The 18,072-nt window shown below is 66.4% G+C and carries 16 protein-coding genes and 2 tRNA genes; 10 read left to right on the top strand and 8 right to left on the bottom strand.

Annotated features, from left to right (window positions below):
• Window positions 1–3: 3 nt before the first annotated feature.
• Window positions 4–1,407, bottom strand: coding sequence for a cation:dicarboxylate symporter family transporter (locus VX037_RS15875; protein WP_328714905.1), 1,404 nt, complete (start codon window positions 1,405–1,407; stop codon window positions 4–6).
• 133 nt (window positions 1,408–1,540) lie between these two features.
• Here VX037_RS15875 and VX037_RS15880 point away from each other — a divergent pair, with 133 nt between their 5' ends.
• A complete protein-coding gene (locus tag VX037_RS15880) occupies window positions 1,541–3,130 on the top strand; it encodes a sensor histidine kinase (RefSeq protein WP_442903686.1) in 1,590 nt (529 codons plus the stop codon).
• Window positions 3,127–3,825 (top strand): response regulator, encoded by a 699-nt coding sequence (locus VX037_RS15885; protein ID WP_328714909.1) that lies wholly within the window; start codon window positions 3,127–3,129, stop codon window positions 3,823–3,825. The genes VX037_RS15880 and VX037_RS15885 overlap by 4 nt, the downstream gene beginning before the upstream one ends.
• 36 nt (window positions 3,826–3,861) lie before the next feature.
• Here VX037_RS15885 and pepN read toward each other — a convergent pair whose 3' ends face one another.
• Window positions 3,862–6,468, bottom strand: coding sequence for an aminopeptidase N (gene pepN / locus VX037_RS15890; protein WP_328714911.1), 2,607 nt, complete (start codon window positions 6,466–6,468; stop codon window positions 3,862–3,864).
• A 120-nt stretch (window positions 6,469–6,588) separates the two neighbouring features.
• Between pepN and VX037_RS15895 the strand changes: the two genes are divergently transcribed.
• Window positions 6,589–7,221 (top strand): mycothiol-dependent nitroreductase Rv2466c family protein, encoded by a 633-nt coding sequence (locus VX037_RS15895; protein WP_328714912.1) that lies wholly within the window; start codon window positions 6,589–6,591, stop codon window positions 7,219–7,221.
• Between the two features lie 22 nt (window positions 7,222–7,243).
• Here the strand turns inward: VX037_RS15895 and VX037_RS15900 are convergent, their stop codons facing one another.
• On the bottom strand, window positions 7,244–8,287 hold the full coding sequence (locus tag VX037_RS15900) for a M48 family metallopeptidase (protein WP_328714913.1): 1,044 nt from the start codon (window positions 8,285–8,287) through the stop codon (window positions 7,244–7,246).
• Between the two features lie 22 nt (window positions 8,288–8,309).
• Between VX037_RS15900 and VX037_RS15905 the strand changes: the two genes are divergently transcribed.
• Complete coding sequence (locus VX037_RS15905) at window positions 8,310–8,786, top strand: ribose-5-phosphate isomerase (protein WP_328714915.1); 477 nt, start codon at window positions 8,310–8,312, stop codon at window positions 8,784–8,786.
• 27 nt (window positions 8,787–8,813) lie between these two features.
• A complete protein-coding gene (locus VX037_RS15910) occupies window positions 8,814–9,632 on the top strand; it encodes an Fpg/Nei family DNA glycosylase (protein WP_328714916.1) in 819 nt (272 codons plus the stop codon).
• Window positions 9,633–9,662: 30 nt separating this feature from the next.
• Here VX037_RS15910 and VX037_RS15915 read toward each other — a convergent pair whose 3' ends face one another.
• A complete protein-coding gene (locus VX037_RS15915; RefSeq protein WP_266061267.1) occupies window positions 9,663–9,797 on the bottom strand; it encodes a hypothetical protein in 135 nt (44 codons plus the stop codon).
• A gap of 168 nt (window positions 9,798–9,965) precedes the next feature.
• Here VX037_RS15915 and VX037_RS15920 point away from each other — a divergent pair, with 168 nt between their 5' ends.
• Both VX037_RS15920 and sthA read left to right on the top strand, forming a co-directional pair.
• A complete protein-coding gene (locus tag VX037_RS15920) occupies window positions 9,966–10,901 on the top strand; it encodes a PE-PPE domain-containing protein (RefSeq protein WP_328714918.1) in 936 nt (311 codons plus the stop codon).
• Between the two features lie 173 nt (window positions 10,902–11,074).
• Entirely contained in the window at window positions 11,075–12,526 is a 1,452-nt protein-coding gene (gene sthA / locus VX037_RS15925; RefSeq protein WP_328714920.1) for a Si-specific NAD(P)(+) transhydrogenase, read from the top strand.
• 83 nt (window positions 12,527–12,609) lie between these two features.
• On the opposite strand, the gene VX037_RS15930 is transcribed toward sthA, so the two are convergent.
• The 4 genes from VX037_RS15930 to VX037_RS15945 form a co-directional block, all read right to left on the bottom strand.
• On the bottom strand, window positions 12,610–13,317 hold the full coding sequence (locus VX037_RS15930) for a L,D-transpeptidase (protein WP_266061269.1): 708 nt from the start codon (window positions 13,315–13,317) through the stop codon (window positions 12,610–12,612).
• A 245-nt stretch (window positions 13,318–13,562) separates the two neighbouring features.
• Window positions 13,563–14,831 (bottom strand): lipase family protein, encoded by a 1,269-nt coding sequence (locus tag VX037_RS15935; RefSeq protein WP_328714922.1) that lies wholly within the window; start codon window positions 14,829–14,831, stop codon window positions 13,563–13,565.
• Between the two features lie 168 nt (window positions 14,832–14,999).
• Window positions 15,000–15,185 (bottom strand): hypothetical protein, encoded by a 186-nt coding sequence (locus tag VX037_RS15940; protein ID WP_328714924.1) that lies wholly within the window; start codon window positions 15,183–15,185, stop codon window positions 15,000–15,002.
• A 104-nt stretch (window positions 15,186–15,289) separates the two neighbouring features.
• Window positions 15,290–15,363: transfer RNA gene (locus VX037_RS15945), tRNA-Gly, on the bottom strand.
• A gap of 227 nt (window positions 15,364–15,590) precedes the next feature.
• On the opposite strand from VX037_RS15945, the gene VX037_RS15950 reads away from it, so the two are divergent.
• From VX037_RS15950 to VX037_RS15960, 3 genes are all read left to right on the top strand, one after another.
• Window positions 15,591–15,664, top strand: a tRNA-Pro gene (locus VX037_RS15950).
• An 81-nt stretch (window positions 15,665–15,745) separates the two neighbouring features.
• Window positions 15,746–17,143: a trigger factor gene (tig, locus tag VX037_RS15955; RefSeq protein ID WP_328714926.1), complete on the top strand. Its 1,398-nt coding sequence runs from the start codon at window positions 15,746–15,748 to the stop codon at window positions 17,141–17,143.
• A gap of 266 nt (window positions 17,144–17,409) precedes the next feature.
• Window positions 17,410–18,021, top strand: coding sequence for an ATP-dependent Clp protease proteolytic subunit (locus VX037_RS15960; RefSeq protein ID WP_235722324.1), 612 nt, complete (start codon window positions 17,410–17,412; stop codon window positions 18,019–18,021).
• The last annotated feature ends 51 nt before the right edge of the window (window positions 18,022–18,072 follow it).

Genomic DNA, 18,072 nt, shown 5'->3' on the forward strand with positions numbered 1-18,072 from the left:
TCGTCAGTGCGTAGCGAGGGTGGGGGTGCGTGGGGCGGGCTCGTGGGCCGGCTCGTCATCGACCATGTCGGCTTCATTGAACGGCGCGCGCCCGCTCAGGACGTCCTCGACCCGCACTCGATCAATCGTCGACGTCCAGGAGCCGACGAGGAGTGTGCCCACTGCGTTGCCGGAGAAGTTGGTCACCGCGCGTGCCTCGGACATGAACCGGTCGATGCCGACGATGAGTCCCACACCGTCGAGCATCTCCGGTCGGTGCGCCTGCAGGCCGCCGGCGAGGGTGGCCAGTCCCGCGCCGCTGACCCCGGCCGCGCCCTTCGAAGCGATGATCATGAACGCCAGCAGACCGATCTGTTCGCTCAGTGACAGCGGAGCGCCCATGGCATCGGCGATGAAGATCGACGCCATGGTCAGGTAGATCGCCGTACCGTCGAGGTTGAATGAGTAGCCGGTGGGTACCACGACCCCGACCGTGGTCTTCTCGACGCCCAGGTGCTCCATCTTCGCGATGAGCCGCGGCAGCGCCGACTCCGACGACGAGGTCGCGAAGATCAACAGATATTCGCGGGCCAGGTAGCGGACGAGACGGAAGATGGACACCCCGGCTACGGTCCGCAACATGACGCCGAGCACGCCGAATACGAACACCACGCACGTCAGGTAGAACGCCAACATCAGGATCAGCAGCTGTTGGACTGCCGCCCAGCCGGTCTGGCCGACGACGTTGGCAATTGCCCCGAAGGCACCGACCGGCGCGATCCACAGGATCATCGACAGCACCTTGAACACCAGCTTCTGGAAGTAGGAGACCGCCGTGAGGATGGGTTCGCCGGTGCGCCCCATGGCTTGGATGGCGAAGCCCACCAACAGTGCCACGAACAGCGCCTGCAACACGTTACCCTCGGTGAGCGAGGACAGCATCGAGGTGGGGATGATGCCTTCGATGAAGGTCATCGTGCCCCCCGACTCATGCGCCTTTGCCGCCTGTTCGGCACCCACGCCGGCCGCCGCGGTGATGTCGAGGCCTTCGCCTGGCTGGATCAGGTTGCCGACCCCGAGCCCGATGGCAAGAGCGATCGTCGACATCGCGAGGAAGTAGACGAAGGCCAGGCCGCCGACTTTGCCGACAGTTGCCGCTTTGCGCACCGAACCGATGCCGAGGACGATCGTGCAGAAGATGACCGGTGCGATCATCATCTTGATCAAGCTGACGAACATTGTCCCCAGCACGCCGAGATCTTGGCCCACCTCGGGCCACACCATTCCGACGATCACTCCCGCAACGACGGCGGCGATCACCGCGATATAGAGCCAGTGGGTGCGATCTCGCTTCTTCGGGATCACCGGAAGGTCAGCGGTGTTCGGCTGATCCTCGGGCGCCGGACCCGACCGCGTGCGGAGGTTCATCGGCTGTTCCTTTCGTCGTGCGCGGACGAGCGCGTGGGGAGTGTGGTGTAGAGATTGTTTCCACGACTCGTGACCTGGGTCACGATTGAGTTCATTACGTTCAGCGATGCCGTGTTCGGCCGGAGGACTGCCAGTGAGACGCCTGATACCCCGCACGCTCGCCGGCCAGGCTGTGGCGTGGCTGTTGGCGCTGGTCGCGGTGATCGTGGCCGCGGGTAGTGTGCTGGCCGCCGTCGACGCGCGGATCGACGGGGATCGCGCCGCGCGGCAGGAAGTGACAGCGGTGGCGGTGAGCCTCGCCGACGCACCGTCGACAGCCGCGGCGTTGAACTCCGATGACCCGGCAGCCGTACTGCAGCCTGTCGCCGAACAGGTCCGCGCCGCGACCGGCGTCGCGTTCATCACGATCATGGCGCCCGACGGCACCCGCTATACCCACACCGACCCGCGAATGATCGGCGGCACGTACCTGGGCACGCGTGCCGAGGCACTGCGCGGCGATGTTTTCACCGAAACCTATACGGGCACCCTGGGGCCTTCGATCCGGACGATCGCGCCGGTCCGAGACGCTTCGGCGAACATCGTCGGGCTGGTCGCGGCGGGAATCACCCAGCAGTCGCTGTCGGCGGGGTGGCGGGCGCAGCTGCCTTTGATCATCTCGATCGCGCTGAGCGCCTTGATGACCGCAGGGGTGGGACTGTGGCTGATCCGACGTCGGTTGCTGCGTCAGACCGGCGGGCTGGCACCCGACGAACTGCGTGTGATGTACGAACACCACGACGCCGTGCTGCACGCGATGAGGGAGGGGCTGGTGGTGACCGAGGGCGGACGGCTGGTGCTGGTCAATGACGAGGCGCGGCGGCTGCTCAATCTAGCCGACGGACCGGGCGGGGACCTGACCGCGATGTCCGATCGGCCGGCGTTCCTCGATGGGGCCGTTTCGCCGATGGTCGACGTCTCGTATGTACAGGGAGGCCGGACGCTCGTGGTCAGCCGCTCAGCGGTCCCTGGCGGGCGTGGCTCGTCGGTGGTGACCGTGCGCGACCGGACCGAACTGTCGGAGGCTCTCGGCGAACTGGACTCGATGACGCGCTTCGCCGAAGCCCTGCGATCACAGGCGCACGAGACTGCGAATCGGCTGCACACCATCGTGGCGATGATCGAGATGGGCCGCGCCGACGAGGCGGCGCATCTGGCGACGTCGGAACTGCAGCTGTCCCAACGACTCGTCGACGAGATGACCGACGCAGTCGGCGAACCGGCCCTGGCCGCCCTGCTGCTGGGTAAGACCGCGCAGGCATCCGAGCGCGCGATCTCGCTGGCGCTGACCGAGGATTCCCAATTGCACGACGATGCAACGCAGTTGCTCACTGTCGCCGAGATGATCACCGTGGTCGGCAACCTGATCGACAACGCCCTCGACGCCGTGGACCCGGACGATCCGTGGGTGGAGGTGACGGTACTCGGCGATGCGTCGTCGTTGCGTGTGGTGGTCGCAGACAGCGGGCCGGGTATGGACCCGCAACTGTTCCGGACCGCGCGGGCGCGGGGATACTCGACCAAGGCCGGCGGCGACGCGGCCGGCCGGGGTCTGGGGCTGGCGTTGGTGGCACAGGTCGTGGCTCGGCACGGTGGGTCGCTGACGGCGCAGAACACCTACGGCTCGGTGGTCGAGGTGACGATCGGCGAAGCCGACGAGCGGGCGAACAGGAGGTTGGAATGATCCGGGTGCTCATCGTTGAGGACGAACCACTGATCGCCGACGCTCACCGCGAATATCTCAGCCGCATGGGCGGATTCGAGGTCGTGGCAACCGTCCCGACCGCTCAGGAGGCCCTGCGGTCGGCGCGGTCGGCCGCCGACGACGGCGATCCGGTGCAACTGGTGCTGTTGGACCTGGGCTTGCCCGATGCACAAGGAGTCGATCTGGCGTCGGCGTTGTCGGGAATCCGGCCCGATCCCGACATCATCGCGATCACCGCTGCGCGTGACCTTGCGACGGTGCGCAGTGCGATGGCGCGCGGCGTCCTCCTGTATCTGCTCAAACCGTTCACCTTCGCGGCGTTCCGTGCGAAAGTGCAGCAGTACCTCGACTACCGCGAGGCGTTGGGGGCCGGCGGAGATGCAGTCAGCCAGCGGGAGGTCGACCGAGCGGTGGCCGCATTGCGCACCGCAGATGTACGGGCGACTGCGGCCAAGGGCGCCGCTCCGGGCACCTTCGACGCGATCGGGCGTGCGGTCCGGGACAGCGAGTCCGGTTTGACCGCGTCCGAAGCCGCTGCCGCGCTGGGTAGTTCGCGGGTCACCGCGTGGCGGTATCTGGAGCGGTTGGCCGACGACGGCACAGTGGAACGAATCACCGAGTATGGCAACACCGGCCGCCCTCAGGTGCGCTACCGCTGGCGGTCGCGCACCTGAGGCGGTCGAGTTGACCGGCCCGGTCGGTCACCGGCGTCAGGACGCCGATTCGGCGTCGAATCGGCGCGCCCGAAGCGATCGCGCGACGGTGTCGCGGCCTTCGGAGATCAGCCGTTTGAGGGCGGGAGGATGATCGGCGGCCAGGAACTCGTCGGCGGCCGACAGCGCGGCCTCGTCGATGGCCCAGTGCGGATAGAGCCCGATGACCGCGGTCTGCGCGACCTCGCTGGATCGACGCGCCCAGATGTCGGGGACGGCGGCGAAGTACTTGGCCACGTAATCGGTGAGCAGCTCACCCTGCCCAGGCCGAGCGAAGCCCTCGATCATGGTGCGCGTGTAGATGTTCGACAACGAGTCGTCCTCGGTGGCCTGACGCCATGCCTGCGCCTTGGCCTCGGCGAGCGGGCGCGACGAACGGGCGGCGGCCGCCTGCCGTTGCCCGGTGGCGGTGTTGTCGCGGGCTGCCTCGGCGTCGATCACCGGGGATGACGCCGCGTCGGTGTCGATCGCACCGACGGTCGCCAATGCGCGCACCAACTTCCACCGCATGTCGGTGTCCACCACCAGACCGGCCAGGCCGTGGTCGGCGGGATCGGTCCCGTCGAGGAGGGCGCGCACGACAGGGACCTGATCGTCGTTCAACCGGCCCGCGAGCAGGGTGTTGACGAACGCGAGCTGATGATCGGAGCCATCGCCGGCGCCGCGCGCCAGTTCCAGCAGGCGGGCGCTGAACGCGGGTCGACCCTCCTGCGCGACCCAGCCCGGGTCGGCGTAGGCCTCCAGGGCGCTGGTCGCCTGCATGAGCACGCGCTGCACCACACCGATCTCGGATTCGGCGGCGATGCCGCGCGAGACGAGTTCGATGAAATCGCGCGCGGCCATCTCGGCCTGACGGGTCATCTCCCAGGTGGCCGACCAGACCAGCGTCCGCGGCATGGGGTCGGCGATGTCACCGATCCGCGCGGTGGCCGTGGCCAACGATTCGGGGTCGAGACGGACCGATGCGTAGGTGAGGTCGTCGTCGTTGAGCAACACCAAAGCCCCACGACCGACCCCGATGAGATCGGCGACGTCGGTACGTTCACCCTCGACGTCGAGCTCCGCGCTGGCGGTGCGGGTGAGGGTCCCCGAGCCGTCGTCGTCGTAGACGCCCACCCGCAGACGATGTACGCGGGTTTCGCCGGCCCCGGGTGCGGCCCCGTCCTGGACAATGGTGAAGCGGGTGAACTTCCCGTCGCTGTCGACCTCGAAGTCCGGTCGCATCACGTTGATGCCGGTCGTCTTGAGCCACTGGGTGCCCCAATCGGACAGGTCGCGTCCGGACGACTTCTCCAGCGCGGACAGCAGATCTGCGAAGGTGGCGTTGCCGAACTGGTGCGCGGAGAAGTAGTCACGTAGACCGGCGAGGAAGTCCTCCAGTCCCACATAGGCGACGAGCTGCTTGAGCACCGACGCGCCCTTGGCGTAGGTGATCCCGTCGAAGTTCACCTCGACGGCCGCGATGTCGGGGATATCGGCGGCCACGGGATGTGTCGAGGGCAGCTGGTCCTGCCGGTAGGCCCACGACTTCTCGACGTTGGCGAAGGTGGTCCAGGCGTTGGTGTACTCGGTGGCCTCCGACTGGCATAACACCGACGCGAAGGTGGCGAAGGACTCGTTGAGCCAGAGGTCGTCCCACCAGTCCATGGTGACCAGATCACCGAACCACATGTGCGCCATCTCGTGCAGAACGGTCTCGGCGCGGCGCTCGTAGAGATACTTGGTCACCCGGGAACGGAAGACGTAGTCCTCGAGGAAGGTCACCGCGCCCGCGTTCTCCATGGCGCCCGCGTTGAACTCCGGGACGAACAGCTGATCGTACTTGCCGAACGCATACGGGATGCCGAAGTTCTTGTGGTAGAAGCCGAATCCCTGTTTGGTCTCGGTAAACAGGCGGTCGGCGTCCATGTGCTCGGCGAGCGAGGCGCGGCAGTAGATGCCCAGCGGGATGGTGCCGTGGTCGTCGCTGTAGGTGTCGGTCCATTCCGCGTACGGACCGGCGATCAACGCGACCAGGTAGGTGCTCATCAACGGTGTCTCACGGAACCGATGGATGCGCTCGCCGTTCGGCCCGGTTTCGGCCTGCAGCGTGTTCACCAGTGCCGCATTGGAAATCACCTTCCAGTCCGCCGGCGCGGTGACGGTGATGGTGTAGGTGGCCTTCAGGTCCGGCTGGTCGAAGCAGGCGAACATGCGTTTGGCGTCGGCTGTTTCGAACTGTGAGTACAAGTAGACCGATTCGTCGGTGGGATCGACGAACCGGTGCAGGCCCTCGCCGGTGTTCGAGTACGCGCATTCGGCCACCACGGTCAGGGTGTTCTCGGCCGCCAGCGACGGCAGCCTGATGCCCTCGGATTCATCGAAGTCGGAGACGTCGAGATCGGTGCCGTTGAGGGTCGCCGAGACCAGCTTCGGGGCGACGAGATCGATGAAGCTGTCGGACCCGGCGGTCGCGGTGAACGTCACCGTCGTCACCGATCGGAAGGTCGTCACACCGGGTTTGCCCTGACCATCGGTCAGGTCGAGTTCGATCGCGTAATTGCCGACGTCGACCGTCGCGGCACGATCGCGTGCTTGGTCTCTGGTCAGGTTCGGAGCAGTCACAGTCGGGTTCATCCACCTCTCGAATCGCGGTCCGCTGGCCAGCTTAACGGGAATGATCCGCGAGTCACGTGGTTGCAGTTGGGGAAGTGGTTTGACCTCGGATACCGGAAGGGGAGCTCCATGACGGCAGCGACGCACACAGCAGGAGATAAGCGGGATCGGGTGGACTTCTGGTTCGACCCGTTGTGCCCATGGTGCTGGATCACGTCTCGGTGGATTCTGGAGGCCGAGCAGGTCCGGCCTATTGATGTGAACTTCCATCTCATGAGCCTCGCGGTCCTCAACGAGAACAAGGACATCCCGGACGAGTACCGGGAGAAACTGCAGTCGGCGTGGCGCCCGGTTCGGGTGATCGCGGCAGCGGTCGCGCAGCGGGGGGAGGAGGTCCTCGCCCCGATCTACACGGCGATGGGGACCCGCATCCACAACAAGGGCATCGACGATCTCGATCAGGTGATCGCCGAATCGCTGGCCGAGGTGGGGCTGGACCCGGCGCTGGCCTCGGCGGTGGAGTCCGAGGAGTTCGACGATTACATCCGCACGAGCCATCACGAGGGCATGGACAAGGTCGGCGACGATGTCGGCACGCCCACCATCCACGTCAACGGCACCGCCTTCTTCGGGCCGGTGCTCTCGCGGATTCCGCGTGGCGAGACCGCGGGCACGGTGTGGGACGGCGCGGTTGCGCTCGCCTCGTACCCGCACTTCTTCGAACTCAAGCGCTCCCGCGACGAGTCGCCGCAGTTCGACTGATCGAGGCTTCCGCCCGGGGAGGTCAGAGCTTGGGCGGCATCTGTAGACCGTTCGGCAGCGATCCCGCGGCGACCGCGGCCGGGTGGGGCGGCGGCGCGACGGCGACGACATTGCCGCTGCCCACCCCGCGCACGATGGTGCGCGGGCGGAACAGCATCGCACCCGCCCGGGTGCGGTCACGCAGTGCGGCCGCACGCCAGGTGAGCACCGGGTGGGTCGCCAACGCATTGGTCGCCCAGGTGAAGAAGCCACGTTCCTGTGTGGCGCGATCGGCGAACTGGTCGAAATCCACCGCTGACAGCATGTACTTGCCTGCGGAGAGGACGCCGATGACGCCGGGCGCACCGGCCGGTCGGGTGTAGTAGCCGTAGTTGTCGGCGGTGTACTCCTGCGCCCGGGACAGCGCCGAGCCGACCAACGGGATGTTCATGCCGACGCTGGTGGCGAGTTGGCGCCAATACGACGTGTGTCCGGCGGCGATGTGGCCCACCTCGTGGCCGATGATGAACTCGAGGGCTTGCGGGTCGCGGGCGCGCCCACCCACCTCGAACAGGTCGGAGTACACCACCACGAACCGGCGGAAGCCGTGGCCGGAGGCGAAGGCGTTGATCATGCCGTTGCCCAGCACCACATACGCGTCGGGTACATACTCCAGGCCGTAGCGCGCGGCCGCCTCGACCACCATCCGGTGGCCGTCGGCGAACTGGGTGGGTGTCATCTGCACGCCGTTGACCCGTGGCTGTGCGTAGGTCAGACCGCGGATGAGCAGCAGGACCAACGGAAGCGCCAGCAGGAACAGGAAATAGTCACTGAACGTGCCGAGGACCACCAGCCAGACGATGGCGAGATATCCCACCAGGGTCACGGTGATGACGGCGATCAGCATCGGGATCTCCCACGGATGCAGCCGCGGACGTCCCGCGTAGTGGGCCGGCGGCAGCCAGAATCCGTCACGAGGCGTCTCGCCCGCCGGGATCGGCCGCTGGTCGCCGCCGGACCTGTTGATCTGGCCGGCGGAGGGATCGGCGACGCCGGGAACATTGGGTATCGGCGATTGTGCGTCCACGCGACCAATCTATAGTGACGCCATGCGTGTCTACCTCGGTGCCGACCATGCCGGATTCGAACTGAAGAACCTCATCGCCGACCACCTCCGGTCGGCCGGCCACGAGGTCGTGGACTGCGGGGCGCACGTCTACGACGCGCTCGACGACTATCCGGCCTTCTGCATCGATGCGGCCCGCCGGACCGTCGCCGATCCCTGCAGCCTGGGAATCGTGTTGGGCGGCAGCGGTAACGGCGAGCAGATCGCGGCGAACAAGGTGCCGGGGGCGCGTTGCGCGCTGGCCTGGAGCGTGGAAACCGCGCAACTGGCCCGACAGCACAACAACGCCCAGCTCATCGGCATCGGTGGGCGGATGCACAGCACCGACGAGGCGTTCGCGATCGTGGACGCGTTCGTCGCGACGGCCTGGTCGGAAGAACCTCGCCACCAGCGCCGCATCGACATCCTCGCCGAGTACGAGCGCACCGGCGAGGCGCCTGCGGTGCCCGGCGCCAACTGATTCACCGGCCGCAGCGGAGCAGCCGACATGCCCGAGGGTCATACCCTGCATCGTCTGGCGCGTCGTCAGCAACGAGTGTTCGGCGGTGAGCCGGTGCGGGTGTCCAGTCCTCAAGGCCGATTCGCCGACGGCGCCGCTGTCGTCGACGGCATGGTCTTCGCAAAGGCCGAGGCATGGGGTAAGCATCTGATCCAGCACTATCGCCCGGTCGGCACGACTGGGCGGGCGGGCCGGCGGATGATCCACGTGCACCTGGGGCTGTATGGAAGTTTCACCGAAGCGCCGGCACCTCTGGCTGCTCCGGTGGGGCAGGTGCGGCTGCGCATCGAGGGTCCGCAGGTCGGCACCGATCTGCGTGGCCCGACGGCGTGTGAGTTGTTCACGCCGGCCGACCTCGACGAGTTGATCGCCCGGTTGGGGCCCGATCCGCTCCGCCGAAACGCCGATCCGACACCGATGCTCGCCGCCATCGCACGATCACGCCGGTCCATCGGAGCGCTGCTGATGGACCAGAAGGTGGTCGCCGGAATCGGCAACGTCTACCGCGCGGAGGTGCTGTTCCGGGCCCGGATAAATCCCTACCGCGAGGGGCGGTCGGTACCGGGCGCCGATGTCGCAGCGGTCTGGGACGATCTGGTCGGACTCATGCGAATCGGGGTGCGACGCGGCCGCATCCATGTGGTCCGACGTGAGGACGATCGCGGACCCGGGTCGTATGCACCGGACCGGCCGCGAACCTACGTGTATCGGCGCGCGGGCGAACCGTGTCGGATCTGCGCGACGACCGTGCGGACCGCGGAGTTGGAGGGCCGCAACCTCTACTGGTGTCCGACCTGTCAGATCTGAGGTCTTCCCGAGCGGGAGAAGTGTTGTGGGTCAGCGTAGCTCGGCGCGTTGGGCCATGATCAGCAGCTCATCGCGCTGGGTGCTGCTGCCGACGGCGTGGATGCGGTCATACAGCTTGCGATTGCTGGTGTGAACGAAACGGGCACGAAGACGTGCGATGGACATGCCGGTACAACTTCCTGAATTGACTGTGCTCTCGTGTACCCATTCTCCGTATTACGAATAGGTTAATCAACCTGACCAGGCGTGATGTGCCTTACGGTGTCCCGAGCTCACAGGGGCTCCTCAGTGTCGCTCATGCACTTTCACATCGATGCGCGCCATGATGGGGTCATGAATGGGTTGACCGAATCGATCGACCAGGCCGATCGACATGTGACCCTGTTGGTGGTCGGCGGAACGGGCGAGTCGTTCGCGGGTGACACCCGTACGGAGGTGAGCGGCCTGCTGGCCGGCGTCACCCTCGGGCTCGATGCGCGGTTCCGGTGTCGCTGGGTCGGTTACCCGGCCAGCTACGGTCCGGCCCCCGATCTCGCCGGCATCAGCTATCTGCGCAGTGTCGAGATCGGCGTCGACAATCTGCGCACGGCCCTCATTCGCACGGAGGGCCCCGTTGCCCTCATCGGGTATTCGCAAGGGGCAGTGGTCATTCGACACGCGCTGCGGCAACTCGCCGATGCTGACCACCCGGCGATCGCACGTGTGATCGCGGTGGGCTTCGTGGCCGACCCCCACCAGCCGCCGGGTGCGGTTCCCGGTTGTGCGGGGTGGGGAGTGGCCGGCGGTGGGCCGGAACTTCCGAGCGGGATCGACTACTTCTGGGTCGGCGCGGTCGAGGACATGATCTGTAACGCATCCTCGGACTCTTTCGTTCGCGACATCGCTGACATCACGCCGTCCCTCGCGGTGGGGTACTGGGGTGAATGGTTGTCGCACGTGTGGACAGTCCTGCGACACAACACATTCCAGAACGCCGGCCGCACCTCCCTGGGGCTTCGGCAGATGGTCCGGGACGGGGCGCGGTTGGTCGCGGCTGCACGCGAGGTGCTCGGTTACCTGCCGAACACCCTGCGCTGGGGCACGATCGAGGTGCGCAACCGACGAGGTGGGCGACACACCTCGTATGCACGCGAACCCTATCGTCGGCACTCGCTGACCGATCCGTACACCACCGGATGCGAGGCGCTCGCCGCGTGGTTGCAGGTCTGCGCCACCTTCTCCGAGGTCGGTGAGGCCCACGAGGCCGGTCTCCGCGATCTGGTCGCGTGAGGGCAGACGGGAAACCTGCGCCGGGCGCCATTGCTTCGGTGGTGTTAAATCCCGCCGAACGAGTGGTTTTCGGGTCGTGACCTGAGCGTCGCTGCGCGAGACTGATCGGTGATCAGCAGCGTCGAGGGCCAGGTGTTCCGGCGCGTCGAGCACTCACCGACTGGAGATCAATTGTGGACCACTTCGACGTCGTCGTCATCGGCTCGGGTCCGGCAGGCCAGAAGGCGGCGATCGCGGCCGCGAAACTCGGCAAGCGCGCCGCGATCGTCGAACGACGCCACATGGTGGGTGGGGTGTGCATCAACACCGGCACGATCCCGTCCAAGACCCTGCGGGAAGCGGTGCTGTACCTGTCCGGACTCAACCAGCGAGAACTCTACGGCGAGTCGTACCGATTGAAGTCCGACATCACCGTCGCGGATCTCTCGGCCCGGACGATGCATGTGGTGGGTAAAGAAATCGATGTCATCCAGAACCAGTTGGCCCGCAACTCGGTCGCCATGCTCATCGGTAACGCGTACTTCGTCGACCCGCACGAGATAGCGATCGAGGATGCGACGGGTGATCTCAAGCGGGTCACCGCCGACCACTTCGTCATCGCCGTCGGCACGCGTCCGGCACGTCCGTCCACGGTGGAGTTCGACGGGGTCACCGTCGTGGACTCCGACCAGATCCTGGCCATCGACCGCGTCCCCGGATCGATGGTCGTGGTGGGCGCCGGGGTCATCGGGATCGAGTACGCGTCGATGTTCGCCGCGCTCGGCACCAAGGTGACCGTCATCGAGCGACGACCGACGATGCTGGACTTCTGTGACCGCGAGATCGTCGAGGCGTTGCAGTATCAGTTGCGCGAGCGGGGCGTGACATTTCGGTTCGGCGAGCAGGTGCAGACGGTGGAGAACCACCCCTCGGGCACCCTCACGATCCTGGAGTCGGGCAAGAAGATCCCGGCGGATACGGTCCTCTACTCGGCCGGTCGGCAAGGGGTGTCCGACGAGCTGCGAGTAGAGGCGGCCGGCCTCACCGCCGATGCGCGGGGGCGGTTGAAGGTGGACGAACACTTCCGCACCACCGTCGATCACATCTATGCGGTCGGCGACATCATCGGTTTTCCGGCCCTGGCGGCGACGTCGATGGAGCAGGGGCGGCGGGCCGCCTACCATGCCTTCGACGAACCCGTCGGTGCGACCGATGCCGACCTGCAGCCCATCGGCATCTATGCGATCCCGGAGATCAGCTTCGTCGGTCGTACCGAAGACCAACTGACCACCCAGAACATCCCGTTCGAGGTGGGGGTGGCGAGGTATCGGGAACTGGCCCGCGGTGCGATCATGGGCGATTCGTATGGCCTGCTCAAGCTGCTGGTGCACGCCGAGGACCGGACACTGTTGGGAGTCCACGCCTTCGGCAGCAACGCGGCCGAACTGGTGCACATCGGTCAGACCGTGATGGGCCTGGCCGGTACGGTCGACTACCTGGTCGATGCGGTGTTCAACTATCCGACCCTGGCCGAGGGATACAAAGTGGCCGCCCTGGACGCGGTGAACAAGATGCGTGCGATCGCGCGGGTGCGCTCGGAGGGCCACCGGCTCGATCTGGACGCCGGGTCGCCGCTACCGGACTGACGATGGCCGGCCCGACGACAGCCCACAACATGGGTCAGGCCCGGACGACTGTCCGGGCCTGACCTGTGTTGAGTGCGTTTGTTTCAGCTGCCGGGGATGTAGTCCGGGCCGATGGTTCCGCGGACCACGATCGGGGTGTCACGCGGGATGGTGTCGAACACCCACTTGCCGTTGGCGGTGCTCACGTTGATGCATCCGTGGCTCACATTGCTGCGGCCCTGCTGCTCCACCGACCACGGGGCGGCGTGGATGAAGATGCCGTCCCACGACATGCGGGTGGCGTACTCGACGTAGGTCCGGTAGCCCTCGGCCGAGTCGACCGGAACGCCGTACGTGGACGAATCCATGTACATGTCGCGGTAGCTCTCCTTGGTGTAGTAGACACCGTTGGGAGTCGGATGCTTGTCGGAGCCCATCGAGATCGGCATCGTCTTGACCTGATTGCCGTTGTGCCACCAGGTGATCTGGTGGGTGGCGTCGTCGGCCAGCGCGATCCAACCGGTCGAGGTCTTCACATTCGGGATCGCCGGACCCTTGGGCGTCTCCGGTGTCGACGGCGTCGGTTCCGGAGTCGGGGTGGTGGTCTGCGGCGTCGATGGGGTGCCGGGCATCTGCGGCACACCGGGGATGTTCGGGATCTCCACCGGGGGCAGGCCCGGGATCACGGTGACCGGTGCAGCACCCGCCGTCATCGGCAGCATGAGCATCACGGCAGCGGCGCCGATCACGGCGGCAACCGCACGTCGGGTCGTGCCGCGACGGGCGCGACGAGAAGTCTTCGATGTGAACACTGAGAGACCTTTGCAGTTTGAGTTACTGAAGCGCATCCCCCGGAGCGCGCAACCATCGTTACACAAACGTTGCCTTCGGGCCAAAGCCGAGCAGCGTAACAGTCGTCGAACGATGGACGTTGCGCTGGGTCTGAGGGTGAAGAGCGTGGTGGGCGGGTCGGACGACCCGCTCTGTGTGATCACCATCACGCCTCCTCGGCCGGGTCGCGCGCACGCGGCAACCGAACCAGCGCAGAGTCGGCAGCTCAGCAGGAGCTCGGTGCCGGTACGCCCTGGAAGCGATCCTGCAGATACCGGAACGCCGGAAGCAATCCGATGAGCGCGGCGGACAGGTGATCAGGTGACGGCGTCGACATCCGTTCGACCGGGAGGCCGGCGCGGCAATAGCGGTCAAGGGTGTGGTCGATGGAGGACACCGGGATCAGGGCGTCGGTGGGACTGTGCCACTCGAAGATCGGGGTGCGTGGAATGCCGCGGTAGAGCGACAGGCTGTTCTGTTCGACCACGCGGCGGGCCACAGGGTCATCGAAGATCGCCCGACCGCCGACGGTGACCTGCTGGGCGTCGTGACCGGCGCCGAGTCGCAAGATGTCGTTCGTGCAAGCATTGCGCATACCCAGGTACATCTGTTTGCCCAGCGGTGACAGGTGCTGCCACATCGGGATCTGCTTCGGATACTCGCGGGAGACTCCGATGGCGGCGGCGAAGGCCAGCCCGAACGCGGGATGCGGCGTGCTGTACCCCAGGCCCTCGGCCATCTTGAGCAGATTCATCGGCACCCCGCCGTACGCGGCGCCCGCGATGTCGAGGTCGGGCGCGTAAGTGGGTGCCAGCGCGGCCGCCCACGCGGTGGCCATCCCGCCGCCGGAATAGCCGGCCAGACCGATGGGGCTGTCGGCGGACTTCGCGGGACCGAAGTCTTTCACCGCACGGATGTTGTCCAGCGTGATCTGACCACCGAGCTTCGCGGCCCCGTAGGCGCTGCGTGGTCCGAGATGATCGGGGATCGCCACCGCCCACCCCTGTTGCAGGGCGACGTTGAGGCCGGGGGCCTCCCGGATCGCCAGGTTGGGGTCCTGGGTCCAGAGCGCCTGCGACGGTGCGCACTCCAAGCCGGTCGCATTGATGATGTGCTGAAACGACAGCAGCGGCCCGTCGGCCGTCTTGCGGGTTGGGACCAGGACCGTGGTCACGGCCGCGATGGGCTCTCCCTGACTATCCGACGAGCGGAACGCCAACTGGTAAGTGCGCACATCGAAGAAGCCCGGCGGGTTCGGGCGATCCCGGGTGGCGATGATCTCGCCTGGTGCGAGGGAAGCCAGGTTCGGCGGTGCGTCGTAGAACCGGTCACGCAGCGGCGTCGGTAGGGCGACGTTGTCGGCGGTGGCGTTCGGGGCGCCCGCCAGCAGTCCGATGACGGTGGCGACGATGGCGGCCAGGATCAGAGCGCCACGCAATGCGGACGGCCCGGAGCGGTTGGTGGCACGTCGGTGCCCACCACGTGATTCGGTCATGGATCCCCCCAGGGAAATGCAGTGTCGGTTCTCGACGGACACCGACCCCCTGAGTCCCATCGTCAGTCCATCATCGGCCATCGGCCCGAAAAACCACAACGCCGGGTGCGAACTCGTCAAAGGCGAACCGCACGCGCGCGTATCGCGCGCGTGCCGGCCGCCGACCGGTCAGGCCGGCTGCGGGTGTTCGGTGCGAAGGTGGCGGGCCGGCTCCGAGCATGCCTCGTCCCGGCAGACGATCATCACGTCGACCCTGCTCGGCCCGGCGTCCGACTGCACCACGTCCTTGCGGACGTAGAGGTTGGCTCCGCAGCTCGGACACTTGCGCTGACTCTTGGCGTGGCTGGAAGACATGCCCCAAGCCTACGCCCACAGTGACGTCCATCACAGACGACTCCCGTAGCCGTCTCGCCCGATGGAAGCAAAAGACCGGAGGCCCCATCGGGCCTCCGGTCTGGTGGAGCGGGTGACGGGAATCGAACCCGCGTAGCTAGTTTGGAAGACTAGGGCTCTACCATTGAGCTACACCCGCGTGCCGCGTCACCTGGTGGGATCGCCATCGGCGTCGCGTGCGTCCAAGACTGTACCCAATGCGATGTCCCAACCAGAAATCGCACTCGGCGAGTCGCGTCTTGCCGGGTATCGCCGCGCTGCCGGTGCCCACCCGTTTAGGTGGTCGACAACCCGGCACGTACTATCTTCTGTTGGCCCTGCTCTGCGTCTCGTCGGTCATCGATCGGGCGTGGGGCATCAGGCCACCGGGATGTGGCGCAGCTTGGTAGCGCATCCGCTTTGGGAGCGGAGGGTCGCAGGTTCAAATCCTGTCATCCCGACCGATGTGGTGGCGGCACGCCCGCGACAGATACGCACAGACCAATGACACCGACGCAGAAATGCAGATGTAAGGAGCAGGCGTGAAGAGCACCGTCGAGCAGCTCGGCCCGACCCGGGTGAAGCTCAATGTCGAAGTCCCGTTCGAGGAGCTGTCCGGCGAGTTCGACCGGACCTACCGTTCGCTGGCCCAGCAGATCCGTATCCCGGGCTTTCGTCCGGGCAAGGCGCCCGCCAAGCTGATCGAGGCTCGCGTCGGTCGCGACTCGATCCTCGCCCAGGTGGTCAACGACGCGTTGCCGGGCAAGTACTCGCAGGCCGTGGCAGAGACCGAGACCAAGGCCATCGGCCAGCCCGAGATCGATCTCGCCGAGCTCATCTACGGCAGTCCCATCACGTTCACCGCCGAGGTCGACGTCCGCCCGGAGATCGAGTTGCCGGAATACTCGACCCTCGCGGTCGAGGTCGACACCATCGAGATCGATGACGCCGAGGTCGATGAGCAGGTCGAGGGGCTGCGTGCGCGCTTCGGCACACTCAAGGGTGTCGACCGCGGCGCGCAAGAGGGCGACTTCGTCTCCATCGACCTGGCGGCAACCGTCGACGGCGAGGCCGTCGAGGAAGCTTCCACCGAGGGTCTGTCGCACGAGGTCGGTTCCGGTCAGCTCATCGAGGGCCTCGACGAGGCCCTGGTCGGTGTCAAGGCCGGCGAATCGAAGGAGTTCACCACCACGCTGGTCGCCGGAGACCACTCGGGCGAGCAGGCGCAGGTGACGGTCACCGTGAACTCGGTCAAGGAACGTGAACTGCCCGAACTCGACGACGAGTTCGCCCAGATGGCCAGCGAGTTCGACACCGTCGCCGAGCTGCGCGACAGCCTCGTCGACCGGGTCAAGCAGTCCAAGAAGATGGAGCAGGCGAACGCGATCCGCGACAAGGTCCTCGAGGAGCTGCTCGCCAAGGTCGAGGTCCCGCTGCCCGAGAAGGTCGTCGCAGAAGAGGTCGAGGGTCAGCAGCATCAGATCGTGCACGCACTCGGGCACGACGACGAGCAGGTGGCAAAGTTCCTCGAGGCGCAGGGCAAGACTCGCGAGGAGTGGGACGCCGAGGCCCGCGAGGAGGCTGAGAAGTCGGTGAAGACCCAGCTGCTGCTCGACGCGATCGCCGATCAGCAGGAGACCGAGGTCGATCAGGACGAGCTCACCCAGCAGATCCTGTTCCAGGCCCAGCGCTACGGCATGCAGCCGCAGGAGTTCATTCAGCAACTGCAGAGTGCCGGCCAGGTCGGCGCGGTCTATGCCGACGTGCGCCGCGGCAAGGCGCTCGCCGGAATTGTCTCCGAGGTGACGGTCACCGACACCAGCGGCGCCACCGTGGACACCGACGAGTTCTTCGGTGCGGCCGATGAGGACGATGTCGCTGCAGCGGCGACCGCTGGCGGCGAGAACGAGAACGACGAGAACAAGAACGACGAGAACTGATTCATCGCACGAGTAGTGGGCACAACAGCCGGACCCGGGTCGCCATACCCGGTGGCCGGCTGTTCTGCTCTCAGCGAATAGGGGGCTTGTCGGGACTGTCCCTCCGGCGGCATTGGTTAGTGTCGGTGAGGACCTCGCGATGATGCTTTCGTGAAACCCCTAGGGTCGCCACGGCAGAACAAAGTCATCGCAGACAAGCTGGACCGAGGAAACCGGTGGACGCGGTTTGTGACCGCACGTCACCACGACAGGCAAAGGTAGGAACAGTGAGTGAGCCGACGATCCACACGCCGACCCTGAGTTCGGGAGTGTCCGGGCTGAATCTGACCGATTCGGTGTTCGAACGACTGCTGCGTGAGCGCATCATCTTCCTCGGCACCCAGGTCGACGACGACATCGCCAACCGGCTGTGCGCGCAGATCCTGCTGCTCTCGGCCGAGGATCCGACCCGCGACATCAACCTCTACATCAACTCGCCGGGCGGGTCGGTGACCGCGGGTATGGCCATCTTCGACACCATGCAGCTCGCCGAATGCGATGTCGCCACCTACGCGATGGGTATGGCTGCGTCGATGGGCCAGTTCCTGCTGGCCGCCGGCACTCCGGGCAAACGGCATGCCCTGCCCCATTCGCGGATCATGATGCACCAGCCGTCGGCCGGTATCGGCGGCACCGCGGCCGATATCGCCATCCAGGCCGAGCAGTTCGCGGCCACCAAGAAGGAGATGAACCGGCTCAACGCCGAGTTCACCGGTCAGCCGCTGGAGAAGATCGAGGCCGACTCGGACCGTGACAAGTGGTTCACCGCGCACGAAGCGCTCGAGTACGGACTCGTCGACCACGTGGTCACCCGCGCGGGCTCGGTGACCCCGTCCTGAGCGCCGACCACGCACCGCAAACACGAGGCCACATCTCACCAACGGAGCAGC

Origin of the sequence: Gordonia sp. Z-3, assembly GCF_036233855.1 — a bacterium.
GTDB classification, from domain to species: Bacteria; Actinomycetota; Actinomycetes; order Mycobacteriales; family Mycobacteriaceae; genus Gordonia; species Gordonia tangerina.